This window comes from Bradyrhizobium sp. GW821-FHT13H05 (genome assembly GCF_058804065.1).
Window position 1 is genome coordinate 851,489 of record NZ_JBXAPO010000001.1, and the last position, 21,712, is coordinate 873,200.

Sequence of the window (21,712 nt, forward strand, 5' to 3'; positions counted from 1 at the left end):
TATACCATATAACGGTCTGGCAAAAGGGAGTGCGCGTCGCTGCAGCGCGACAAATCCATGCAACATCGCTGACGTAGATGTCGCGCCAGTTCCGGCTTGAACGCGCCGGCCAATTAGATAACATGTTAATTAATGAGACCGGGCCAACGAAGCCCGCCGTCAAAAGAGGGAGAGACGCGTGATGAGAAGAGCCTGTCTGGCTTTGCTGCTCGCAGCAAGCGTGACGCCTGCGTTGGCGCAGGACAAGACTTTCGACCTGAAGGTCTCGCACTGGGTGCCGGCGTCGCATCCGCTGCAAAAATCACTGGAGGACTGGGTCGCCGCGGTGAACAAGGATTCCGGTGGCACCATCACGGGCAAGGTGTTTCCGGCCCAGCAGCTCGGCAAGGCGTTCGACCATTACGACATGGCCCGCGACGGCATCGCCGACGTCACCTATGTCAATCCCGGCTACCAGCCCGGCCGTTTCCCGATCATCGGCGCCGGCGAATTGCCGTTCCTGATCTCGGATGCCAAGGGCGGCTCGATGGGGCTGGACGCCTGGTATCGCAAATATGCCGAGAAGGAGATGAAGGACGTCAAATACTGCCTCGCCTTCGTTCACTCGCCCTCCTCCTTCCACTCCAAGACCAAGAAGATCGTGATGCCGGAGGACGTGAAGGGCCTGAAGATCCGCCCCGCCCACGCCACCATGGCGAATTTCGTCACCTCGCTCGGCGGCACCAACGTGCAGTCCTCCGCGCCTGAGGTCCGCGACATCATCGAGCGCGGCGTCGCCGACGGCGTCACCTTCCCCTGGGGCTCCCTCGTGCTGTTCGGCATCGACAAGGTGACCAAGTACGACATGGAGGCGCCGCTCTACACCACGACCTTCGTGTTCGTGATCAACAAGGACAAATACAACGCGATGTCCGACAAGCAGAAGGCCGCGATCGACAAGAACTGCTCGGTCGAGATGGCGGGCGTGGTCGGCGAATACTGGGGCAAGTTCGAGGATGCCGGCGTCGACAAGGTGAAGGCCGAGTCGGACCACGAGGTCTACAAGCTGACGCCCGACCAGACCGCCGCCTGGAAGAAGGCGGCCGAGCCGCTGGTCAAGACCTGGGGTGATGGCGCCAAGAAGGCCGGTGCCGATCCGGATGCGGCGCTTAGCGAGCTGAAGGCGTCGCTGAAGAAGTACAACGCGCTGGCGGAGTAGCTCGCGTCGAACGGAGCACGGCGGCGAGGGGCATCTCGCCGCCGTTGCTCTGCAAGCGGGTTGGAGATGTGAGGAGCGCACGACGTTTCCTCCCCCTCTCCCCGCCTGCGGGGAGAGGGTTGGGGTGAGGGGGAGTCTCCGCGGGGGCGGTGGCAGTTGGACTCGCGGAGAGTCCCCCTCACCCGGAATCCGCGCTTGCGCGCGAATTCCGGCCTCTCCCCGCAGGCGGGGAGAGGCGAAGGGCGCAGCGGGGATCAGGACCGATTAATGACATCATGCAGGACACACCCATGAAGCGCTCCTGGATGGACCGCGTCATCGACACGATCGAATGGATCGCGGCCGGCTTTGTCGGCATCGTCGCGCTCGACATCTTCCTGTCGGTGCTGCTGCGCAACACGCTGAACTATTCGATCCCCGATAGTTTCGACATCGGTCGCATGCTGCTCGGTATCCTGATTTTCTGGGGCATCGCCGCGACCTCCTATCGCGGCACCCACATCACCGTTGACCTGGTCTGGGGCAATGTCGGGCCGCGCTATCAGCGCTGGATCGACGTGTTCGCAACGCTGGTGCTGCTGTTCGTCGTCACCGTGCAGACCTGGACGCTGTTCGACAAGGTGCGTGGCACCTACAACGACAACGTCCAGACTTTTGATATGCACATGCCGACCTGGCCGTTCTTTGCGATCGCCTGGATCGGCGACGTCTCCGCGGTGCTGCTGATCGCGATCCGCACTTACCGGCTGATCTTCCATCCTGAAGAGATGCACGACCCCAAGCTGAAGGCGACGGAGTAATCATGAGCACCGATGCCGTCGCCGTCCTCGGCTTCGTTTCCCTGTTCGCGTTGATGCTGCTGCGCGTGCCCGTCGGCATGGCCATGGGGCTCGTCGGCGTCTCCGGCTTCTCCTATCTGGTCGGCGCTACGCCGGCGCTGAAGCTGGTCGGCCAGACCTCGATGCGCACGGTCACCGACTACACCTTTGGCGTCATCCCGATGTTCCTGCTGATGGGCTCCTTCGTCAGCAATTCCGGCATGAGCCGCGAGCTGTTCCGCGCCGCCAACGGCTTCGTCGGGCATCTGCGCGGCGGGCTCGGCATCGCCACCGTCGGCGCCTGCGGCGGCTTTGCCGCGATCTGCGGCTCGTCGGTCGCGACCGCAGCGACCTTCTCCGCCGTCGCCTATCCCGAGATGCGCCGGTTCGGCTATCCGCAGTCCTTTGCCACCGGGGTGATCGCGGCGGGCGGCACGCTGGGCGCGATGCTGCCGCCCTCCACGGTGCTCGCGGTCTACGGCATCATCACCGAGCAGGACATCGGAAAACTCTTCATCGCCGGCATCATCCCGGGCCTCTTGGCGATGACGATGTACATGATCACGATCTTCCTGATCGGCTATTTCCGGCCCGACTTCCTGCCCAAGGGCAAGGTGCTGCCGTGGCGCGAGCGCTTTGCCGGCTTGAAGGATATCTGGGCGCCGGTGCTGCTGTTCGTGTTCGTCATCGGCGGCCTCTACGGCCTGCCCTTCCTGCCGCGCTTCACACCGACCGAAGCCGGCGGTGTCGGCGCCGCCGGTGCCTTCATCATCGGCGTTGTCACCGGGCGGCTCGACCGCGAGAAGATTTTGGCTTCGCTGCTGCAGGCGACGCGCACCGCGGCGGCCGTCTTCACCGTGCTGATCGGCGCGCTGATCTTCGGCTATTTCCTCACGGTGACGCAGACGCCGCAGAAGGTGACGGAATTCCTCACCGGCCTCGGCCTCGGTCCCTACGGCGTGCTGGCGCTGATCATGGTCATGTATCTGGTGCTCGGCTGCCTGATGGACGCCATGGCGATGATCATCCTCACCGTGCCGATCATCTTCCCGGTCATCATCCATCTCGGCTTCGACCCGATCTGGTTCGGCGTCATCATCGTGATGACGGTCGAGCTCGGCCTGATCCATCCGCCTGTCGGCATGAACGTCTTTGTCATCAAGAGCGTGGTCAAGGATGTGTCCTTCTCCACGATCTTCAAGGGCGTGATCCCGTTCGTCGCGACGGATCTCGTGCGCCTGGTCATTTTGATCGCCTTCCCACTGCTGGCGACCTGGCTGCCGACACGGATGATGGCGCATTGACGAGGTGAAGCGATGACACCGATCCTCGAAACCAGATACGTCTTCACCATCACCGCGAAGATCGGCGACGTCGTCACCGCCGGTGAGACCGGCATCGGCGTTCGCCGCATCATCCCGATCCTCGGCGGCGAGGTGAAGGGCGCGATATCAGGCAAGGTGCTGCCGTTCGGCGCCGACTTCCAGACCATCCGGCCCAACGAGCTGATCGATCTCGAAGCCAAATACGCCTTCGAGACCGACGACGGCGCCACCGTCTATGTCGAGAACAAGGGCATGCGCTTCGGCCCGGTCGAGCTGCTGCAAAAGCTCAAGCGCGGCGAGCCTGTCGATCCCAAGCTGATCTACTTCCGCACCGTGCCGCGGTTCGAGACCGGGCATGAGAAGTATCGCTGGCTGATGCAGCACATCTTTGTTGGCTCCGCCGCGCGACATGCGGATCGCGTCGTGATCGACGTGCATCCGGTGGTGTGACAAAGCCTCTCACCGCGTCATTGCGAGCGCAGCGAAGCAATCCAGAGTCCCTCCACGGAAAGATTCTGGATTGCTTCGCTGCGCTCGCAATGACGGAGGGTGTGGCAACGACAGCGTATCAAAACGCCCCCAAAGCCCCTGGCCACCGAATCGGACGCCAAGCAGCCCAATCCTCGCCCCGGTGATATCATCCCCCTTCTTGACTCCCCCAGAATTCGTTATACAACATAACTATTCTGATAAGGACGCAAATGACACAGGGAAACGCCGAAACCGCTGACGCGGGTGCCTCCGGGCTGCTCCGGATCGAGAGGGCGGACCGGGTTCTGACCGTGGGTCTGAACCGGCCGGCCAAGCGCAATGCGCTCAATGACGGCATCATCCTTGAGATCGGTGAGTGTTTTGCGTCCCTGCCCGAGGATATCGGCGCGGTCGTCATCCATGGCGTCGGCGACCACTTCTCCAGCGGCCTCGACCTCTCCGAACTGCAGGATCACGACGCCACCGGCGGCCTGCTCCATTCCCAGATGTGGCACCGGGTGTTCGACCGCATCCAGTACAGCCACGTGCCCGTGATCGCCGCGCTGAGGGGCGCCGTGATCGGCGGCGGGCTCGAGCTTGCCTGCGCCGCGCATATCCGCGTCGCCGAGCCCTCGACCTATTTCGCGCTGCCGGAGGGGCAGCGCGGCATCTTCGTCGGTGGCGGCGGCTCGGTGCGGCTGCCGCGCCTGATCGGCGTTGCCAGGATGATGGACATGATGCTGACCGGCCGCGTCTATACCGCGACCGAAGGCGCCTCCTACGGCTTCGCGCAATATCTGACCGAGACCAACAACGGGCTCGGCAAGGCGCTGGAGCTTGCGACCAAGATCGCCTCCAACGCACCGCTGACGAATTTTGCCGTGCTCCAGGCACTGCCGATGATCGCGGAGGCCAATCCGCAGACTGGCCTGCTGATGGAATCGCTGATGGCAACCGTTGCGCAGAGCGACAAGGAAGCAAAACGCCGCATCAGGGAGTTCCTCGAGCACAAGACCGCGAAGGTAAAGCCGAAATCATGAGCGCGCAGCCGTCCTCTTCCAGCATGGAGCGCGGCGCGAGCACTTCCCCGCTGCGACCCATTTCGTTCGGCGATCCCGTCATCGACATCGATCGTCGCGACGACGGTACGATTTACCTGCGGCCGAAGCAGCCGCTCGGCGACTATCCCGTTCGCATCACCGACCGTCTGCATCACTGGGCAACGACGACGGCGGATCGCGTCTTCATGGCCGAGCGCGAAGGCGGCCGTGGCTGGCGCAAGATCACCTATGCCGAGTTGCTCACCGCGAGCCGGCATATTGCCTCCGCTTTGATTGCGCGCGGCCTGTCGGCTGAGCGGCCGGTCGTGATCCTCTCCGGCAATTCGATCGACCACGCATTGCTCGCGTTCGGCGCGTTCTATGCCGGCGTGCCGTTCTGTCCGGTGTCGCCGGCCTATTCGCTGGTGTCGAAGGACTACGGCAAGCTCTCTTATCTGATGAAGCTGCTGACCCCCGGCCTCGTCTTTGCCGAGGATGCCGACAAATTTGCGGATGCGCTCGCCGCCAATGTCTCGCTCGGCACCGAGATCGCGGCGTCCTATGGCCACGTGCCCGGACGCGACATCACGCTGCTCGCCGACCTCATGGCGACGCCGGTTCGCGACGATCTCGACGCGGTGCACGGCAAGATCGGCCCCGACACGATCGCAAAATTCCTGCTGACGTCGGGCTCGACAGGCAATCCCAAGGCCGTCATCAACACCCAGCGCATGATCTGCGCCAATCAGGTGATGCTGCGCGAGACGCTCGCCTTCCTCAAGGACGAGCCGCCTGTGATCATCGACTGGCTGCCCTGGAACCACACCTTTGGCGGCAACCACAATATCGGGCTGACGCTCTATAATGGCGGCTCGATGTATCTGGACGCCGGCAAGCCGATGCCGGGTGGTATCGAGGAGACTGTGCGCAATCTCCAGGAGATTTCGCCGACGGTCTATTTCAACGTACCCAAGGGCTATGAATCGCTGCTGCCCTATTTGCGCGACGACCAGGGCCTGCGCGCAAAGTTCTTCGACAAGCTGCACGCGATGTTCTTCTCCGGAGCGGCGCTCTCGCCCTTTGTCTGGAACAGCCTCGACGAGCTCGCGGTGAAGGAGAAGGGCTATCGCGTTCCGATGCTCACGGGCTTGGGGGCCACCGAGACCGCGCCGTTCTTCATGTCGGTCAATCCGCGCACCAGCCGCTCCGGCCATGTCGGGCTTCCGGTTTCCGGCAATGACGCCAAGCTGGTGCCGAACAACGGCAAGCTGGAAGTGCGCGCCAAGGGCCCGAACGTGATGCCCGGCTACTGGCGCCAGCCCGAGATGTCAGCAAAATCCTTCGACGAGGAAGGATTTTACAAGCTCGGCGATGCGCTCAAGCCTGCGGATCCCCATGATCTCAACGCCGGCTTCGATTTCGACGGCCGCATCGGTGAGGATTTCAAGCTTGGCAGCGGCACCTGGGTCAGCGTGGGTCCCCTGCGCGCGCGCTTCGTCGCGGCCTGCGCACCGCTGGTGCGCGACGTCGTCATCGCCGGCATCAATCGCGACGAAATCTCCGCGCTGGTGCTGCTCGATCTCGACGGTTGCCGCCTGATCAATCCCACGCTGCCGGCCGATAATCTCACCGTCACCGCGCGCGACCGGCTGGTGCGCGAAGCGTTTCGTGAACGCCTGACGCACTTCCTCGGTTCGGCCACCGGATCCTCGACGCGGATCACGCGCGCGATCCTGATGGATGCGCCGCTCTCGATCGACAAGGGCGAGGTCACCGACAAGGGCTCGATCAACCAGCGCGCGGTGCTGGAGCATCGCAGCGCGCTGATCGAGGAGCTCTACGCTGCCAATCCATCGGACCGTGTGATATCGGTCGGCTAAGAAACCATCGCATCAGGAGAACGCCATGTTGTTGAAAGATCAGGCAGCCATCGTCACCGGCGGCGCATCGGGACTTGGCGCGGCGACCGCGCGAAAACTGGCGGCACAGGGCGCCAGGGTCGCGGTGTGCGATCTCAATGCCAAGCTCGCTGAAACCGTTGCCGCCGAGATCAAGGGCGTGGCCGTGACCTGCGACGTGTCCGATGCCGCTTCCGCTGAAGCTGCGATCGCGCAGGCGACCAAGGCCCATGGCCCCGCGCGCGTGCTGGTCAATTGCGCCGGCATCGGCGTTGCCAAGCGCGTCGTCGGCCGCGACGGCCCGATGGCGCTCGCCGATTTCGACAAGGTGATCAAGGTCAATCTGATCGGCACCTTCAACATGCTGCGCCTCGCCGCGACCGAGATGTCCAAGCTCGAGCCGCAGGCGACCGGCGAGCGCGGTGTCATCATCAACACCGCCTCGGTTGCCGCCTATGACGGCCAGATCGGCCAGTCGGCCTATTCGGCCTCCAAGGGCGGCATCGTCGGCATGACACTGCCGATCGCGCGCGAGCTGGCGCAGTTCGGCGTCCGCGTGCTGACGATTGCGCCCGGCCTGTTCCTCACCCCGCTGCTCGCCAACCTGCCGCAGGAAGCCCAGGACTCGCTCGCAGCCGCGATCCCCTTCCCGCGCCGGCTCGGAAACGCCGACGAATTCGCCGCGCTCGCGCTGCACATGGTCGAGAATTCCTATCTCAACGGCGAAGTGGTGCGCCTCGACGGCTCGCTGCGCATGGCGCCGAAGTAAGGACACACAGCGCATGTTCGTGAACCGGCGCGACGTCCAGATCCAGTGGGGTGATTGCGACCCCGCCAACATCGTCTATTACCCGCGCTATTTCGCGATGTTCGACGATTCGACCTCGACCCTGTTCGAGGTCGCCGGCTTCTCCAAACAGGATTTGGTCCGCAAATACGGCTTGGTGGGCATCCCCATGGTCGATACGCGGTCCAGGTTCTACATCCCCTCGACCTATGGCGACTGGATCACCATCGAAACCAGGATCGAGAGCATCAAGCGCTCGAGCTTCGAGGTGAAGCACAACGTCTACAAGGGCGAGGCGCTGGCAATCGAAGGTTTTGAGACCCGCGTCCTGGTCGGCCGCGACCCTGACAACCCCGACAAGCTGAAATCGGCACCGTTTCCGGCGGAAATGGTCGCCAAATTCACGGGGAGCTAGGCCTGTAGCTAAATCGCCGCATCGCCAAAAGACGGGGCTGAATTCACGTCCGATTTCTGCTTTCAAAGAAAACACGTCAAGGGAGGAATAATTGATGAAACGCTTTTACCTGACCGCCGCCATTGCCGCGGCGACGCTTGCTTTGCCGGCGCTGCCCGCACTGGCCCAGACCGCCGAAATCACCATCGGCATCACCACCACCACGACCGGCCCCGGTGCCGCGCTCGGCATTCCCGAGCGTAACGCGCTGGAGTTCGTGCCAAAGGAGATCGGCGGCGTGCCGCTGAAGGTGATCGTGCTCGACGACGGCGGCGATCCCACCACCGCGACCACCAACGCCCGCCGCTTCGTGACGGAGTCGAAGGCCGACATCATCATGGGCTCGGCGCTGACGCCGCCGACCATCGCGGTCTCGAACGTCGCCAACGAAGCCGGCATTCCGCATTTCGGCCTCGCGCCGTTCCCGATCACGCCGGAACGCATGAAGTGGTCGGTGGCGATGCCGCAGCCGATCCCGATCGTGGGCAAGGTGCTGTACGATCACATGAAGTCGAAAGGCGTGAAGACCGTCGGCTATATCGGCTATTCCGACTCCTATGGCGACCTCTGGTTCAACGATTTGAAGGCCCAGGGCGTGCCGATGGGCATGACCATCGCCGATGAGGAGCGCTTCGCCCGTCCCGACACGTCGGTGACCGGACAGGTGCTGAAGCTCGTCGCCGCCAATCCCGATGCGATCCTGGTCGGCGCCTCCGGCACCGCGGCCGCGCTGCCGCAGACCGAGCTGCGCGAGCGCGGCTACCAGGGCCTGATCTACCAGACCCATGGCGCGGCCAGCATGGACTTCATCCGCATCGCCGGCAAAGCGGCGGAAGGCGTGCTGATGGCGTCGGGCCCGGTGATGGACCCCGAGGACCAGCCGGACGAAGCCGCCACCAAGAAGCCGGGCCTCGCACTGAACTCGGCCTATGAAGCCAAATACGGCCCGAACAGCCGCAGCCAGTTCGCCGGCCATTCCTACGATGCGTTCGAGATCCTGAAGCGCATCATTCCGGCGGCGCTGAAAACCGCAAAACCCGGTACGCCGGAATTCCGCGAAGCGATCCGCCAGGCGCTGCTGTCGGAGAAGGAGCTTGCCGCGAGCCAGGGCGTCTACAACTTCACCGAAAAGGACCGCTACGGCCTCGACGAGCGCTCGCGCATCCTGCTCACCGTGAAGGACGGCAAGTACACGCTGGTAAGGTAGACGCGGCGACAGTTCTGAGACGATGAGAGCCGATTGCGGCTCTGGTGTCGCTGCGCTCCCTCTCCCGCTTGCGGGAGAGGGTTGGGGAGAGGGTATCTCCGCAGTGGGATAGACTTCCGCATTGTCGAGAAGGCGCCCCAGAGGAGAAAACCCTCACCCGGCGCTTCGCGCCGACCTCTCCCGCAAGCGGGAGAGGTTACACCGAGCCCGCGGTTGCCCGGCGCTACGCCGCCTGCCGCAGCGGAGTCCAGGCGAACTCCGGATAGTAATTGTCCATCATGCGGTCGACATACGCCGTGAGATTGCCAAATCCCTCGGCCCGCTGCCGCAATCCGGATTCGAAGAACGGCGTCAGGATCCCGGCGAGCGCACCGAAGGCCGTGGCATCGACGCCGCAGGGCTTGTTGCCCATCAGATACGTCTTGTCGCCAAGCTGCACCGAGAGCGCGAACAGCGAGCGCACGGCGAGATCAACGTCGTCATCAGGCGCGTGGCGGCCGAGACCGGAGAGCAGATAGTTCTCGGCGACGCGGAATTGCGCATCTTCGCGCAGCTTCTCGCGATTGTGCTCTGGCGCGCCGTCGAAGAAATGCGACGGCCCCTTGGCGAAGTTGACCGGCTCGACCCAGCGCGCGCCGACCAGCGCCCAATAGACATGATGCTCGATCATGCGCTCGAAGGCCCAGGCCTGCGCCCGCTCCTGCAATGACAGGCCGGCGTCGAAATCGAAGCCATAGCGGCGCTCGATATGGGCGCGGATGAAGGTGGAATCGGCCACCGCCTCGCCGCCATCGTCGATGAACGGCAGCTGTCCCTTGGGCGACGCCGGCGGCATCGCGCGCTCCTTCCGGTAGGGCAATCCTGCCATCTTGAGCTGCACCTCCGTCTTGGTGACGAAGGGGCTGATTTCCGGCAGGCCGAAGCCGGTGCCAAAGCCGTAAAGCGTGATCATGCGAGCTCTCCTGAACCTGCGAAAGTTGACGGAACCTAACGACGGGCTGCTGCCACCATGGTGGCAGCAGCCGTGATATCTTCTGCGAAACGGGCCCCTCGCCAGGCGCGGCCCATGATGTGGCGGACCAGCGCGTCCGCGGTCTGGATCAGCGAGCGTGTCACCATGGTCGCGAGCGCAACGCGGAGATCGACGGCAGTGGAATCGAAAAACATCAGGCGGCTGAAGGCCAAAGCGTGCAGCGTGGCCTGCGCCCGCCACAGCGGACCGGCCGGGCCGAAATGGGTCGGGATGATCATGGACAAATCCTCTTCAGTCGAAGTGTTGTCCCGGTATAGAACCCCCCTGCTGCCAACATCCTGTCAGCATCGACGCGCCGGATCTTGAGCGGGCTGCGGTCAGGAATTTGGAAAGAGAATTGTCATGAGACGCGCCGACCGGCTGTTTCAGATCATCCAGGTGCTCCGGCGCACGCGGAAGCCGTTGACGGCGGACGCCATCGCGGCCGAGCTCGAGACCTCGAAGCGCACCATCTATCGCGACATCGCAACGCTGATCGGCCAGCGCGTGCCGATCCGCGGCGAAGCCGGCATGGGCTACATCCTGGAAAAGGGTTTTGACCTGCCGCCCCTAATGCTGACACCCGACGAGATCGAGGCGGCGGTGCTGGGCGCGCAATGGGTCGCGGGCCATGCCGACTCCACGCTGGCGCGCGCCGCCGAAGATCTGATGGCCAAGATCGCCGACACGGTGCCTGAACGCCTGCGGCCCTTCGTGCTGGAGCCCGCGAGCCGTGCCCGGCCAAGCTGGAACAGGGAGCCCGACCGCCTCGACATGGCGCGCACGCGTACCCAGATCCACGAAGGCAAGAAGATCATGCTACGCTATCGCGACGAGCAGGGTCGCCCCAGCGAGCGCATGATCTGGCCGATCTCGGTCGGCTATCTCGAAGCCGTGCGCCTGCTCGCGGCCTGGTGCGAGCTGCGCAGCGACTTCCGCAGCTTCCGCACTGACCGCGTGGTGGACGCGACCTATCTCGACGAGAAATACCCTGAAAGGCGCGACGTGCTGCGCGCACGATGGCGGCAGAGCCTGGTCTGGGGCCCGCCCAAGGATACGTGACGGATACGTGAAGGATACGTGACGACGATGGACGAGACCTCCCCCATCGACCTGTCGAGCCTTTGCCAAAGCTGCGGTGCCTGCTGCGGCTATTCGGAGAACTGGCCGCGCTTCTCGATCGAGAGCGACGAGGAGCTTGCGGCGATCCCGGAAGCGCTCGTCAACGCGCGCCAATCCGGCATGCGCTGCGAAGGCGATCGCTGTTCGGCGTTGCGTGGAGAGATCGGGAAAGAGACCGCCTGCGGCATCTATGACGTGCGGCCGGAGGTGTGCCGCACCTGCATGCCGGGCGACGCCGAATGCGCGATGGCGCGGCGGAAGTTTGGGCTGCCGATTATAGAGGCCGTTTAGGCTGGAACGGCTTCGCTGATCTCGTCGTCGAGCTCGTCGTCAAGCGGTGCGAGCACCGAGAGCGGCTTGGTCGACAGCGTAATCGGCTTGCGGCCCCCCGACAGCGACGGCGACGATTTGGCCGCGCCTTCGCGCGACAGCGCGTAGAGCGTCGAGCCGACACGGCCCCCGCTCTCGATCAAATCACGTTCGTTGCAGCTGCCTGCGATCGCGACTGCCAGCGAATGCAGATGGCTGCGGCGATAGCAGAACAACGCCAGCATTGCGCGGACGTCAGGGGAAACACTCTCAACCAGCCTCGGCAGGCCACTCTCGCTGGCGCGATACATCTCGCCAAGGAGCTCGTCGCGGACCGGGCAGAAATCGCTTTCAAAGGCGTCGCGGCTTGAAAACATTGTAGTTCTCCCTCGTGCGGGGAAGATGCAGCGCAATTCTCTAACGAAAGGTTAACCACGGTGTCCGGTAGTCACCGGGGGTAGTCGCACGGATTCCGCGAATCGGAGGGGCCGGGAGGGGATTTCGCGGTGGCCAGCCTTCGCGGCGCCCGCCTTCGGCGGGCCCTCAGGATGAGGCCTGGCTCAGGAGGCGCGAAGCGCCGTCTCGAACCATGCAGGCCCGACAGCATAGCCCTGATGGAGCGCAAGCGTCATCCGGGGGGCCGGACCGACCGCATCGCTCGGCCGCCCGCGTGGAGCGAATCCCGGATTGCGCTGCGCTCCATCCGGGCCAGGGAAGCAATCGCCAGCCCTAGTTCGCCGCCATGAAGATGGAGAGGCCGAAGCCGGTGAGATGATGCAGGGCCTGGTCGACACCGATCAGGGTCCAGAACCAGGGGTGCTCCTGGTTGACGCCGAGATTGGCCGAGACGAGCCCCTTGGCGCGGTCGACCGTGATGTGGATCATGAAATCGATCAGCGCCACGAACCAGAATTTGGGCGCGACAATCAGGATCAGCGGCAGCGCAACCGCAAGGTGAACCAGGCAATGCACCAGGAGCGGCAGGGCCCAGCCGTGCTTCTGGTCCTTGCCATGCGCCATCCAGGCGGTCTGGAGAACGAAATCAGCGATGATGTGCTTGAACGTAAGCAACAACATCCAGCCAATAAGCGCTTCGACCGGAACCGCCGATGACATGGGTGGAAACGACAAAGCTGACGCCCTCATTGACATGACAAGAAAAACTGGAGCGTTCAGCGCAACTTCTTCTTGGACCGGTCAAATCGCCGGGCTTCTGATTTATGACATCTCCCGCGGCGGAATGCAGCCGGGGGGAACCGGAAAATCGCCAACTGTGGCTAACTGGTGATAGGATGACCAATCGCCGCGGTCGCGTTGAGTAAGGTTACCCTCGGCTCGAAATTTGCATTCCGTGACCTTCGCGCTATCATTGACGACAGAGAATATCGTTCTTTTTTCAGACGTTTAGGAATTGCAGGGCGCTTGCCGCGATCACATCCGCGAGCCGCCCGCACCCAAGAATAAGGCCAGAGTGCTGCCATGAGTACTGACATGAGTACTGAAGGCCCTGCCGCATCGCCGATCGAGCCGCCGCCCCGGCGCCAAAAAGTGATCAAGACCAATCAGCAACAGGTCTTTCTGTACGTCGTGCTGACCTTGCTGTTGTCGCTTGCCACCGTCTGGGCCGGACGTACGCTGGTGCACAATTCCGAGACGCTGACCTTTGCCGTCGGCGGCGCCAACAGCGACGAGGCGCTGTTCGCGGCCAAGCTCGCCACCGTCCTGAAGAACAACGCCTCGCGCTTCCGGATCAAGATCGTCAACAACCCTGACAATGCCAAGGCGCTTGCCCAATTCGACCGCAAGCAGGCCGATCTCGCCGTGCTGCGCACCGACGCCAAGGTGCCGCTGCGGGCGCGCACGCTTGCGATCCTCGAGCACGATCTCGTGCTGCTGCTCGGTCCCGGCAACAAGAAGATCAAGTCGCTCGCCGAACTCAAGAAGAAGAAGGTCGCCGTCCTCGCCGAGAACGATTCCTCGCTCGCCTTCGTCCGCAGCATCCTCGACATCCCCGACGGTCCTGATACCGCGAAGATCCAGATGGCGCCGCAGGGCGCAACGCTCGACAAGCTGTTCGCGCCGACGAACGGCTTTGGCGCGGTGATCGCCATCGTCCATGCCTCGAAGGCGGTGCGCGACAAGGCCTATGAGCAGGTCGCCAAACGCGGCGGCTTCACCTTGAACGCGATCGACGAGACCAAGGCGCTGGCGCGCAAATTCCCCGGCATTTCCGACGAGACGCTGACGGCAGGCACGCTGTCGGCCTCACCTGAAATTCCCGACGACGATCTCGAAACGATCGGGCTCGAATGGCTGCTGGTCGCGCAATCCAGGATGTCGGCGACCACGGCGGGCGAGCTGGCGCGCATCGTCTACGAGAACAAATCCGCGCTCGGGCTCGATAGCGGCTTCGCCACCAGAATCGAGCCGGCCTCGGTGGAGAAGGACGCCTACGTGATGGCGCATCAGGGGGCCGCCGACTACATCAACGACGACACCAAGTCGTTCATGGATAAGTACAGCGACCTGATGTATCTGGGCGCCGCCGCGCTCAGCGTCATCGGCTCGATCTTCGCCGCGATCTACGCCAAGATCACCCGGATTGCACCGGAGAAGGCCAGCGAGCTCTCCACCGCCATCCTCGACATCGGCGAGCGCATCGAGCACGCCCACTCGCTGGATCAGCTCGAATGTCTCCAGGACGAGCTGGAGGGCATCTTGCGCGGCGCGGTCATCGGCCTCAGGGACGGCACGATCAGTACCGACGGGCTCGACACGTTCAAGCTCGGCTACGAATTCGTCCGCGACGAGATCGGCATGCGTCGGGACTATCTCAAGCGCCACGCCGGCGAGCTTGAAAAGGCCGCCGCCCCGGCAGCGCTCCCCGCGCCCGACGAAAGCAACGTCGTGGTGGTGAAGACAGCTCAGAGTGCCTGACCTATCGATCCCTGCCTCAGGACTGGGCGCGCTCTCCTTTTAGGCGAATCGCGCCCCCGACGTGCGGAACCGTTTCCCGTCAGCAACCGTTGGTTTCCTCAGCTCAACCGGAGGACGCGCCATGCGTATGCTCCTTCTCATCGTCTTGCTGGGAATGCTGGTTGCGGTTGGTTACTTCGCCTACTCGGCCATGTCGATCGAGGACGACCCGCTCCCGACAGAAGGTTATGTGGCGCTGGCGCTGGGGGCGGGGTTCTCCGTGGTCGTCGGCATCGGCTTGATGATGCTACTGTTTTTGAGCAGCCGTCGGGGCTACGACGAGCCGCCCCACTTCAAATAGCAGCTCAGCCCGGGGCAGAATTAGCCACCCGCACCGAAGGCCGGCACGTGTCGTTGACGGCCCTTGCCCGGCCGGGCACTTTGGCATTGGGGTTCCAGCCGGGACCGCAAAAGCCAACACCGAGCCGCCTTCCCGCATGTCCAAGCCGCTGATCTCCGCTCTGGCCCAGTTCGTGGCCGCCACGGCCGGCCGCAACATGACCAAGGCGGCCTATGTGGCGGTCAGCGTCGGCGTGCTCAGCATGGTGCTGCTGACGATTGGCCCGGCCTACGAGGCGGCGCATCGCTGGGTCGATGCCCTGCTGTGGGCCTGCCTCCTCTACTTCGTGTTCGAATGGGTGGTCCGGCTGCGCCACATGGTGCGAACCGGGCGGCTTGCGCTCTACATGTCCTCCTCCGCCGGCATCGTCGATGCGCTCGGCGCCCTCGCCGTACCGGTCGCGCTTGTTCTTGGCATCGAGCCCAAGACCGCCTGGCTGCTCAGCGTGCTCTGGGTGCTGAAGGTGGTGCCGGGCATTCCGGGCCTGCGCCAGCTCCGCCGGGTGCTGGTGCTGGAATCCGGGCCGCTGGTCAGCGTGCTCGTGATCTTCCTGATGGTGGTCTTCCTCGCCTCCGTCGCCGAATATTTTCTGGAGCGGGACGTGCAGCCGCAGACCTTTGGCAGCGTCCCCGCCGCGCTGTGGTGGGCCGTCGTCACGCTGACGACGACGGGCTATGGCGACGTCGTGCCGGTCACGCCGGTGGGCCGCATGGTCGCGGCGCTGGTGATGATCTCCGGCCTCGGCGTGTTCGGCCTCTGGACCGGCATTTTGGCGACCGGCTTTGCCGCGGAGACAAGGCGCGACAATTTCCTCAAGACCTGGGAATCCGTCAGCAAGGTTCCGTTCTTCGCAGCCCTCGGGCCTGCCGCCATCGCCGACGTCACCCACATGCTGCGCACCATGGAGTTGCCGGCGCGCACCATGATCATCCGCAAGGGCGCCCAGGGCGACTGCATGTATTTCATCGCCGCCGGCGCGGTCGAGGTCGACCTGCCCGGCAAGAAGGTGCAGCTGGGCGAAGGCGCCTTCTTCGGCGAGATGGCGCTGCTCGGCAACAACATGCGCGGCGCCAATGTCTCGACCACGAAAGTGTCGCGGCTGCTGGTGCTCGACCTCGTCGATTTCCGCGTGCTGATGGCGCGGCACCCGGATCTCGCCGAGACCATAGACGCCGAGGCGAAACGGCGCACGCTCGAAAACAAATAGCAGGAGACAAGAATGTCGGACATCACCGACGCCGCATCCAGCCCCGTGCTCGAAATCACCGGCGCACGCGCCACCATTCGCCTCAACCGTCCCAAACATCTCAACCGGCTCCAGGCCGAAGATCTCGGCGAACTGATAAAACTGTTCGACCGGATCGAGGCTGATCCAGCCATCCGCGTGCTGGTGCTGACCGGCACCGGACGCGCCTTCTCCGCAGGCTATGACCTCAACTCGGTCGCCGAGCGCGCGGTGAGCGCGAGCGAGCAACAGAGCGCAGGCTCCGCCTTCGAGGTCGTCGTCAACCGGCTGGAGGATCTGGGCGTGCCGACGATCTGCCGGCTCAATGGCGGCGTCTATGGCGGCTCGACAGATCTCGCGCTCGCCTGCGATTTCCGCATCGGCGTCGACACCGCCGAGATGTTCATGCCGGCGGCCCGGCTCGGGCTGCATTATTACCGCAGCGGCATCAAACGCTACGTGACGCGGCTTGGCGTCGACAATGCGAAAAAGCTGTTTTTGACCGCGCAGAAGATCAGCGCGCCGGAGATGCTGCGGATCGGCTATCTCACCGCCATGGTGGCGGTGGAATTCCTCGATGAGGAAGTCGACAAGCTCGCTGGCATCCTCGCCGGCAACGCGCCGCAGGCGATGCGCGGCATGAAGCGCGCCATCAACGAATTCGCCCGCGGCGAGCTCGACGAAGCGGCCGCCGACCAGCGCCACCGCGACAGCATGCGCGGTGACGAGATCAAGGAAGGCATCAAGGCCTTTGGGGAGAAGAGGGCGCCGCGGTTTTGAGGGCGTCGTCAGGGAATACGAGGACGCACCCCACACTCCCCTGTCGTCCCGGGTTCGCGCCTTGCGCGCCCCGGGACGACAGCTGGGTTTAGGGCGCCGACCTAGCTGCCAACAGCGGCCGCATGCATTGCGGCCATCTCGTCATCCGCTGCATTGATGCGCTGGAATGCCGGCCGCGACGTCATCCGCTCGGCATAACGAACAAAGACATCCTTTTTCGGCACGATGCCGAACATCATGGTCCAGCTGAACGCAACGCCCCACAACACATCGGCGGCCGTCATGCGCTCGCCGAGCAGATACGGCCCCTTCGACAATTGCGTCTCCAGCGCCCCCAGCATGGTGTCGTAATCGGCATAGGGCGATTGCGTGATCGGCGCGGGCTCGCGCTGCATGAACTTGTCGATCAGCGCGGGCTCGAACGACGAGCCGTAATAGGCGATCCAGCGCAGATACGGGCCGCGCAGCGGATCATTCAGCGCGGGCGTCAGCCGGGCCTGCGGAAACAGATCGGCGAGATAAATGGTGATCGCGACCTGCTCGGTCACCAGCGCCTCGCCGTGGCGGATCGCCGGCACCTTGCCCAGCGGGTTGATGGCGAGATAGGCGGGCTTGCGCTGCTCGCCCGCCTTCATGTTGAGAATTTGGAGATCGTAGGGAGCCCCGAGCTCCTCCAGCAGCACCCGCGTGCCGGTGGCGCGGCTTTGCGGCGAATAATACAGGGTGACGCGGTGGGAATCGGTCATGGCAGGTCTCCATCTGGCCGGCTGGCGATGGCGGTCTTGTACGGGACCATACCTGACATCCTGTGTCAGGTATGGTTTAAGGGATCATGCGCGCGAGCCGGATGATGTCGATCCTCACCACTCTCCAGGCCAGGGGGCAGGTCACAGCGCCCGAGCTGGCGGAAGCCTGCGAGGTGTCGGTGCGCACGATCTATCGCGACATCGACGCGCTCGCGGCCTCCGGCGTTCCCGTTTATGCGGATCGCGGCGCGGAGGGCGGCTACCGCCTGCTCGACGGCTATCGCGTGCGGCTGAACGGCCTGTCGCAGAGCGAGGCGGAGGCGCTGTTTCTCGCCGGCCTCCCCGGCCCCGCTGCCGCGCTCGGACTCGATGCGGCGATGATTGCCGCGCAGAACAAGCTGATGGCGGCGCTGCCCGCCAATTTGCGCGAAGACGCCGGGCGGATGCAGGAGCGCTTTCACCTCGACGCCCCCGGCTGGTTCGGCGAGGCGGAAGAGCCAAAACATCTGCGCGCCATTGCCGGCGCGGCCTTGCGTGGGACCTTGATCAAGATCCGCTACCAGAGCTGGCGCGCCGAGAAGCAGCGCCGCGTCGCGCCGCTCGGCCTCGTGCTGAAGGGCGGCAGCTGGTATCTCGCCGGGCAAGTCGACGGCAGCGTGCGCACCTATCGTATCGCGCGCGTGCTCGACTGCACCGCGCTGGACGACGGCTTCGATCGTCCCGCCGATTTCGATCTCGCCGCCTATTGGCAGGCCGCGACGTTTCGCCTCGAAGCCGAGATGCATCCCCATGTCGCGGTCGTGCGGCTGTCGCCGTTCGGCGTGAAACTGCTGGACGCGCTGAGCCAGCCTTACGTCAAGGCGCGCACGCAGATCGAAGACGTGGCCGACGCCGACGGCTGGCGCATCGCCAGGGTGCCGACCGGCAAGACCTCATGGCACGCCGCGTCCGAATTGCTGCGGCTTGGCTCCGAGGCCGAAGTGCTGGAGCCCGCCGATCTCCGCGAGAAGATGGCCGAGATGACGCAGGCGATGGCTGCGCGATATCGCGCCGCGGCGCGGCAGGCCTGATATCGGCGCATCTCACCGCGGCCCACGAAACAATCCTGAAACACGATTCTCCTCATCCCGTGTGAACGCATTCGCGTTTCGGCTCGACCGAGATGCAGGGACACAACAACGGCCCCCGCGCCACACTGGAGAATGAAAATGTTTCGTAAGCTTGCCCTTGGTCTGATCGCTGCCGGTTCGCTCGGCGTTGCCGCTCTCGCGCCCACCGCGGCTTCGGCCCACGGCTTCCACCATCACTGGGGTCCCGGCTGGGGCTTTGGCGGCATCTACGTCAACACCGGCGTCAACAACTGCTACCAGGAGCGCGTCGTCCAGACCCGCCACGGCCTGCGCGTCCGCGTCGTGAATGTCTGCGCCTACGGGATCTACTGAACAGCCTGCATCGGCTGGCGCAACCCCGGTCGCCTCGCGACCGGGGTTCGTCATCTCAGCTCGCCAGAGCCGTCACCCCTGCCACGTTGCGTTGCGGCGACGCGGCCTGCTCGTCGGCGAGGGAATTGCGCTGCGAGATCCATCGTTCGGCGCGCGAGCGCCGCAGCGAGGGGGCAAAAAAGAAGCCCTGCGCAACGTCGCAGCCGATCCGGCGGATGATATCGAGCGCTTCCTGACTTTCGACGCCCTCCGCTACGACCTTCATGTTGAATGCTTTGGCCAAGGCAACGGAGGCATCGACGATCTTCATCATGTCGTCGTCGGATTCACAGCCCTTGATGAACGACTGATCGATCTTCAGTTCACTGAAGGGTAGTCGCACCAGCGCCGCGAGTGACGAATAGCCGGTGCCGAAATCATCGATGGCCGTACCGATCTTCTTGATCCGCAGCCGTACCAGAATGTCGTTGGCGCGATCGACGTCGGCCATCGCCGTGGTCTCGGTGATCTCCACCGTCAGCGACGATGGAGGGACGTCTTCGCGGCGCAGGGTCTCCTCGATCCGCTCGGGCAATGTCAGGTCCGACATCAGCGAACCCGAGATATTGACGGCGATGGTGAAGCCGGGATTGCGCTCGATCAGCTTGCGCCCCTGCGACATCGCCGACGACAGGATGCAGTCGGTCGCCTCGCGCATGAGACCGGCTTTCTCGGCGACCGGAATGAAGACCAGCGGCGAGACCATGCCGAACTCGGCGGTACGCCAGCGTGCGAGGGCCTCGGCGCCGACGACCCTTCCGGTCTGAAGCGCGATCTTCGGCTGGAATTCGACGAAGAACTCGCCGTCGGCGAGGCCGCGTGCGATTCTCTCCGGCGTGATCAGGAGCGACGGCGATGCGGATGTCGCGGCCAGCGGCGACCGCCGCGGCAATTCGAGCGCGATGCGCAAACGGTTGAGATCGAGCGGCTTGGTCAGGCAGCCACCGAGCGTCAGCTTCAATCCGCCCGCGAGCCGTCGCGTTGCCTTCATGATGCGATCGTCGCAGCCACTGATGATCACGATCGACATCGCGCGGAGGTTTCGCTCGGCGACGTAACGCAGCAGCTCCACACCGTCCCGCTCGCCGAGCGACAGGTCCAGCGCCATGATTTCGAAGGTTTCTCGCGCCAGAAGCTCGGTTGCAGCCTCGAAGGATGGGGCGACGACGGTGTCGTAGCCGAGCTTCGCCCCGATCTTTCCGATCAGAACCCGCTGCACCAGATCGTCATCGACCACCAGAAGACGGCTTCTCGTCACGCTCATTGCCAATCTCTCCTGACGTCTGTGGCGTTGATGCCTTTGACGCTAGAGCAGCTGGCTCACCTTGCCGTGAATACAAGACCGTTAAAACTTTCCCGATCCGGAAGGATTCGTTAGTCACGTTTCGACATCTACCAAGCGATTGATTTCAATTGATGTTTCTACGCTCTCGGGAGTCGGGCGGCGAGACGGTATCGGAGTGGCCCACCCGATCCGCACGTGGGATGAACACGCAGTAAAGCTTCCTATCGGAAGCCGGCAAATCGACCACCGGCTTCGAAAGCGCCGCTACTTGCGCACCTCTCGCTAGCTGCCTGTTCGCTGCTGGCGAAACCACGCCCAGGTCTCGCGCGTCGTTCTGATGTAGCCGCGGCCGCGATACACGATCTCGCCGTCGACGATTGCGTTCAGCTTCGGCAGCGCGTGAAAGGGGATCGAGGGATAAGCGTGATGCTCGACGTGGTAGGGCATGTTCCAGGCGAACCATTTGACGATCGCACTGGTATAGGTCGTGCGGGTGTTTTGGAACGCGCTGCGGGTACGCTCGCAGCCGATGTGCTCCGCATAAAGATAGGGCCGCAGGAAGAATTGCCCGATCATCAGCGGCACGATCCAGACCCAGAGCAGCAGGGCTGACGAGAACCACAGCGAGAGCCCGAGCAGCAGCGCATAGAGCGTGGCATAGGTGCGCGCCTCGGTCACGATGATGGCGCGCTTGTTCTCGGGAATCCAGGGCACGACAACCTTGCCGGTGATAGCATGGCGGAGCATGAACCGGAGGCGGCCGGCGACCTGGAGCAGGCCGCTATAGGCGAGCGCGAGCTGCGCATCCGACTGGGGCCTGACGCCGACGACCAGCTCGGGGTCTTTCTCCGGATCCTGGGTGTAGCGGTGATGATCCCAGTGGAACAGGCAGTAATATTCGTAGGGCGATCCGATGATGAAGCCCGAGAGATAGCCGACCGCGAGGTTGAGACGACGGCTTTTGAACGCGGTCTTGTGCGCGGTCTCGTGCAGCGCCATGAACAGGAAGGCGACGAAATAGCCTTGCACCACCACCAGCGGCAGCGCCCAGAGCACGCCGTAGGTCGCGGTCACCTTCCAGATCAGCGCGCCGACCAGCACGACCAGGCCGTAATGGCACAGGCTGCGCGCGGCGCCCTGGACATTGGAACGCACCGACAATTCACGCAGCATCGCCGGCGTGAGCGGCTTCAGACGGTGGCCGGGCTCGGAAACGGTCGCGTCAGTCATGATCAGAT

Annotated in this window: 24 protein-coding genes; 17 read left to right on the plus strand and 7 right to left on the minus strand. The window is 64.0% G+C overall.

Features of this window, described 5'->3' with window-relative positions; translation table 11 throughout:
• The first annotated feature begins 181 nt into the window (after nt 1-181).
• The 9 genes from AC1RR3_RS04005 (at nt 182) to AC1RR3_RS04045 (ending at nt 9,198) form a co-directional block, all read left to right on the plus strand.
• Nucleotides 182-1,198, plus strand: coding sequence for a TRAP transporter substrate-binding protein (locus tag AC1RR3_RS04005; RefSeq protein ID WP_492819519.1), 1,017 nt, complete (start codon nt 182-184; stop codon nt 1,196-1,198).
• Nucleotides 1,199-1,488: 290 nt separating this feature from the next.
• Nucleotides 1,489-1,998 carry a TRAP transporter small permease gene (locus tag AC1RR3_RS04010; protein WP_492819521.1) on the plus strand — a complete coding sequence of 170 codons (510 nt, stop codon included), beginning with the start codon at nt 1,489-1,491 and terminating at the stop codon, nt 1,996-1,998.
• A gap of 2 nt (nt 1,999-2,000) precedes the next feature.
• On the plus strand, nt 2,001-3,320 hold the full coding sequence (locus AC1RR3_RS04015) for a TRAP transporter large permease (protein WP_492819523.1): 1,320 nt from the start codon (nt 2,001-2,003) through the stop codon (nt 3,318-3,320).
• 12 nt (nt 3,321-3,332) lie between these two features.
• Entirely contained in the window at nt 3,333-3,791 is a 459-nt protein-coding gene (locus AC1RR3_RS04020) for a DUF3237 domain-containing protein (RefSeq protein ID WP_492819525.1), read from the plus strand.
• Between the two features lie 251 nt (nt 3,792-4,042).
• Complete coding sequence (locus AC1RR3_RS04025) at nt 4,043-4,852, plus strand: crotonase/enoyl-CoA hydratase family protein (protein ID WP_492819527.1); 810 nt, start codon at nt 4,043-4,045, stop codon at nt 4,850-4,852.
• On the plus strand, nt 4,849-6,732 hold the full coding sequence (locus tag AC1RR3_RS04030) for a feruloyl-CoA synthase (RefSeq protein ID WP_492819529.1): 1,884 nt from the start codon (nt 4,849-4,851) through the stop codon (nt 6,730-6,732). The genes AC1RR3_RS04025 and AC1RR3_RS04030 overlap by 4 nt, the downstream gene beginning before the upstream one ends.
• Before the next feature lie 25 nt (nt 6,733-6,757).
• Entirely contained in the window at nt 6,758-7,519 is a 762-nt protein-coding gene (locus AC1RR3_RS04035) for an SDR family NAD(P)-dependent oxidoreductase (RefSeq protein WP_492819531.1), read from the plus strand.
• Nucleotides 7,520-7,532: 13 nt separating this feature from the next.
• Nucleotides 7,533-7,952: an acyl-CoA thioesterase gene (locus AC1RR3_RS04040; protein ID WP_492819533.1), complete on the plus strand. Its 420-nt coding sequence runs from the start codon at nt 7,533-7,535 to the stop codon at nt 7,950-7,952.
• Nucleotides 7,953-8,046: 94 nt separating this feature from the next.
• Nucleotides 8,047-9,198, plus strand: a complete 1,152-nt coding sequence (locus tag AC1RR3_RS04045) for an ABC transporter substrate-binding protein (RefSeq protein WP_492819535.1) — start codon at nt 8,047-8,049, stop codon at nt 9,196-9,198.
• Between the two features lie 223 nt (nt 9,199-9,421).
• Here the strand turns inward: AC1RR3_RS04045 and AC1RR3_RS04050 are convergent, their stop codons facing one another.
• Together AC1RR3_RS04050 and AC1RR3_RS04055 are read right to left on the minus strand one after the other, a co-directional pair.
• The gene (locus AC1RR3_RS04050; RefSeq protein WP_492819537.1) at nt 9,422-10,150 is read right to left on the minus strand and encodes a glutathione S-transferase family protein; all 729 of its coding nucleotides are present in this window, start codon (nt 10,148-10,150) and stop codon (nt 9,422-9,424) included.
• A 35-nt stretch (nt 10,151-10,185) separates the two neighbouring features.
• Nucleotides 10,186-10,449, minus strand: a complete 264-nt coding sequence (locus AC1RR3_RS04055) for a hypothetical protein (protein ID WP_492819539.1) — start codon at nt 10,447-10,449, stop codon at nt 10,186-10,188.
• Nucleotides 10,450-10,573: 124 nt separating this feature from the next.
• Here AC1RR3_RS04055 and AC1RR3_RS04060 point away from each other — a divergent pair, with 124 nt between their 5' ends.
• On the plus strand, nt 10,574-11,272 hold the full coding sequence (locus tag AC1RR3_RS04060) for a helix-turn-helix transcriptional regulator (protein ID WP_092187331.1): 699 nt from the start codon (nt 10,574-10,576) through the stop codon (nt 11,270-11,272).
• A gap of 27 nt (nt 11,273-11,299) precedes the next feature.
• The gene (locus AC1RR3_RS04065; RefSeq protein WP_492819542.1) at nt 11,300-11,623 is read left to right on the plus strand and encodes a YkgJ family cysteine cluster protein; all 324 of its coding nucleotides are present in this window, start codon (nt 11,300-11,302) and stop codon (nt 11,621-11,623) included.
• On the opposite strand, the gene AC1RR3_RS04070 is transcribed toward AC1RR3_RS04065, so the two are convergent.
• Together AC1RR3_RS04070 and AC1RR3_RS04075 are read right to left on the minus strand one after the other, a co-directional pair.
• Nucleotides 11,620-12,018 (minus strand): hypothetical protein, encoded by a 399-nt coding sequence (locus AC1RR3_RS04070; protein ID WP_492819544.1) that lies wholly within the window; start codon nt 12,016-12,018, stop codon nt 11,620-11,622. The genes AC1RR3_RS04065 and AC1RR3_RS04070 overlap by 4 nt on opposite strands.
• Before the next feature lie 352 nt (nt 12,019-12,370).
• Nucleotides 12,371-12,718 carry a DUF3307 domain-containing protein gene (locus AC1RR3_RS04075; protein WP_492819804.1) on the minus strand — a complete coding sequence of 116 codons (348 nt, stop codon included), beginning with the start codon at nt 12,716-12,718 and terminating at the stop codon, nt 12,371-12,373.
• A gap of 414 nt (nt 12,719-13,132) precedes the next feature.
• Between AC1RR3_RS04075 and AC1RR3_RS04080 the strand changes: the two genes are divergently transcribed.
• The 4 genes from AC1RR3_RS04080 (at nt 13,133) to AC1RR3_RS04095 (ending at nt 16,962) form a co-directional block, all read left to right on the plus strand.
• Nucleotides 13,133-14,578, plus strand: coding sequence for a TAXI family TRAP transporter solute-binding subunit (locus AC1RR3_RS04080; RefSeq protein ID WP_492819546.1), 1,446 nt, complete (start codon nt 13,133-13,135; stop codon nt 14,576-14,578).
• Between the two features lie 121 nt (nt 14,579-14,699).
• Complete coding sequence (locus AC1RR3_RS04085) at nt 14,700-14,918, plus strand: hypothetical protein (RefSeq protein WP_492819547.1); 219 nt, start codon at nt 14,700-14,702, stop codon at nt 14,916-14,918.
• A gap of 136 nt (nt 14,919-15,054) precedes the next feature.
• Nucleotides 15,055-16,164 carry a cyclic nucleotide-gated ion channel gene (locus AC1RR3_RS04090; protein WP_492819548.1) on the plus strand — a complete coding sequence of 370 codons (1,110 nt, stop codon included), beginning with the start codon at nt 15,055-15,057 and terminating at the stop codon, nt 16,162-16,164.
• 12 nt (nt 16,165-16,176) lie between these two features.
• Nucleotides 16,177-16,962, plus strand: a complete 786-nt coding sequence (locus tag AC1RR3_RS04095; protein WP_492819550.1) for an enoyl-CoA hydratase/isomerase family protein — start codon at nt 16,177-16,179, stop codon at nt 16,960-16,962.
• Between the two features lie 101 nt (nt 16,963-17,063).
• On the opposite strand, the gene AC1RR3_RS04100 is transcribed toward AC1RR3_RS04095, so the two are convergent.
• Nucleotides 17,064-17,708 (minus strand): glutathione S-transferase family protein, encoded by a 645-nt coding sequence (locus tag AC1RR3_RS04100; protein WP_492819551.1) that lies wholly within the window; start codon nt 17,706-17,708, stop codon nt 17,064-17,066.
• An 86-nt stretch (nt 17,709-17,794) separates the two neighbouring features.
• Here AC1RR3_RS04100 and AC1RR3_RS04105 point away from each other — a divergent pair, with 86 nt between their 5' ends.
• Complete coding sequence (locus tag AC1RR3_RS04105) at nt 17,795-18,778, plus strand: helix-turn-helix transcriptional regulator (protein ID WP_492819552.1); 984 nt, start codon at nt 17,795-17,797, stop codon at nt 18,776-18,778.
• Between the two features lie 138 nt (nt 18,779-18,916).
• Nucleotides 18,917-19,150, plus strand: a complete 234-nt coding sequence (locus AC1RR3_RS04110) for a hypothetical protein (RefSeq protein ID WP_027543365.1) — start codon at nt 18,917-18,919, stop codon at nt 19,148-19,150.
• A gap of 55 nt (nt 19,151-19,205) precedes the next feature.
• Here the strand turns inward: AC1RR3_RS04110 and AC1RR3_RS04115 are convergent, their stop codons facing one another.
• Together AC1RR3_RS04115 and AC1RR3_RS04120 are read right to left on the minus strand one after the other, a co-directional pair.
• A complete protein-coding gene (locus tag AC1RR3_RS04115) occupies nt 19,206-20,453 on the minus strand; it encodes an EAL domain-containing protein (RefSeq protein ID WP_492819553.1) in 1,248 nt (415 codons plus the stop codon).
• Between the two features lie 303 nt (nt 20,454-20,756).
• Nucleotides 20,757-21,704 (minus strand): fatty acid desaturase, encoded by a 948-nt coding sequence (locus AC1RR3_RS04120; protein ID WP_492819554.1) that lies wholly within the window; start codon nt 21,702-21,704, stop codon nt 20,757-20,759.
• Between the last annotated feature and the right edge of the window lie 8 nt (nt 21,705-21,712).

Coding starts and splice junctions, on each gene's coding strand:
- AC1RR3_RS04015 (WP_492819523.1), top strand. CDS start 2,001: ATGAGCACCGATGCCGTCGCCGTCCTCGGCTTCGTTTCCCTGTTCGCG.
- AC1RR3_RS04100 (WP_492819551.1), bottom strand. CDS start 17,708: ATGACCGATTCCCACCGCGTCACCCTGTATTATTCGCCGCAAAGCCGC.
- AC1RR3_RS04105 (WP_492819552.1), top strand. CDS start 17,795: ATGCGCGCGAGCCGGATGATGTCGATCCTCACCACTCTCCAGGCCAGG.
- AC1RR3_RS04115 (WP_492819553.1), bottom strand. CDS start 20,453: ATGAGCGTGACGAGAAGCCGTCTTCTGGTGGTCGATGACGATCTGGTG.
- AC1RR3_RS04010 (WP_492819521.1), top strand. CDS start 1,489: ATGAAGCGCTCCTGGATGGACCGCGTCATCGACACGATCGAATGGATC.
- AC1RR3_RS04065 (WP_492819542.1), top strand. CDS start 11,300: ATGGACGAGACCTCCCCCATCGACCTGTCGAGCCTTTGCCAAAGCTGC.
- AC1RR3_RS04050 (WP_492819537.1), bottom strand. CDS start 10,150: ATGATCACGCTTTACGGCTTTGGCACCGGCTTCGGCCTGCCGGAAATC.
- AC1RR3_RS04090 (WP_492819548.1), top strand. CDS start 15,055: ATGTCCAAGCCGCTGATCTCCGCTCTGGCCCAGTTCGTGGCCGCCACG.
- AC1RR3_RS04040 (WP_492819533.1), top strand. CDS start 7,533: ATGTTCGTGAACCGGCGCGACGTCCAGATCCAGTGGGGTGATTGCGAC.
- AC1RR3_RS04060 (WP_092187331.1), top strand. CDS start 10,574: ATGAGACGCGCCGACCGGCTGTTTCAGATCATCCAGGTGCTCCGGCGC.
- AC1RR3_RS04020 (WP_492819525.1), top strand. CDS start 3,333: ATGACACCGATCCTCGAAACCAGATACGTCTTCACCATCACCGCGAAG.
- AC1RR3_RS04110 (WP_027543365.1), top strand. CDS start 18,917: ATGTTTCGTAAGCTTGCCCTTGGTCTGATCGCTGCCGGTTCGCTCGGC.
- AC1RR3_RS04085 (WP_492819547.1), top strand. CDS start 14,700: ATGCGTATGCTCCTTCTCATCGTCTTGCTGGGAATGCTGGTTGCGGTT.
- AC1RR3_RS04055 (WP_492819539.1), bottom strand. CDS start 10,449: ATGATCATCCCGACCCATTTCGGCCCGGCCGGTCCGCTGTGGCGGGCG.
- AC1RR3_RS04025 (WP_492819527.1), top strand. CDS start 4,043: ATGACACAGGGAAACGCCGAAACCGCTGACGCGGGTGCCTCCGGGCTG.
- AC1RR3_RS04005 (WP_492819519.1), top strand. CDS start 182: ATGAGAAGAGCCTGTCTGGCTTTGCTGCTCGCAGCAAGCGTGACGCCT.
- AC1RR3_RS04120 (WP_492819554.1), bottom strand. CDS start 21,704: ATGACTGACGCGACCGTTTCCGAGCCCGGCCACCGTCTGAAGCCGCTC.
- AC1RR3_RS04080 (WP_492819546.1), top strand. CDS start 13,133: ATGAGTACTGAAGGCCCTGCCGCATCGCCGATCGAGCCGCCGCCCCGG.
- AC1RR3_RS04070 (WP_492819544.1), bottom strand. CDS start 12,018: ATGTTTTCAAGCCGCGACGCCTTTGAAAGCGATTTCTGCCCGGTCCGC.
- AC1RR3_RS04045 (WP_492819535.1), top strand. CDS start 8,047: ATGAAACGCTTTTACCTGACCGCCGCCATTGCCGCGGCGACGCTTGCT.
- AC1RR3_RS04075 (WP_492819804.1), bottom strand. CDS start 12,718: ATGTTGTTGCTTACGTTCAAGCACATCATCGCTGATTTCGTTCTCCAG.
- AC1RR3_RS04030 (WP_492819529.1), top strand. CDS start 4,849: ATGAGCGCGCAGCCGTCCTCTTCCAGCATGGAGCGCGGCGCGAGCACT.
- AC1RR3_RS04095 (WP_492819550.1), top strand. CDS start 16,177: ATGTCGGACATCACCGACGCCGCATCCAGCCCCGTGCTCGAAATCACC.
- AC1RR3_RS04035 (WP_492819531.1), top strand. CDS start 6,758: ATGTTGTTGAAAGATCAGGCAGCCATCGTCACCGGCGGCGCATCGGGA.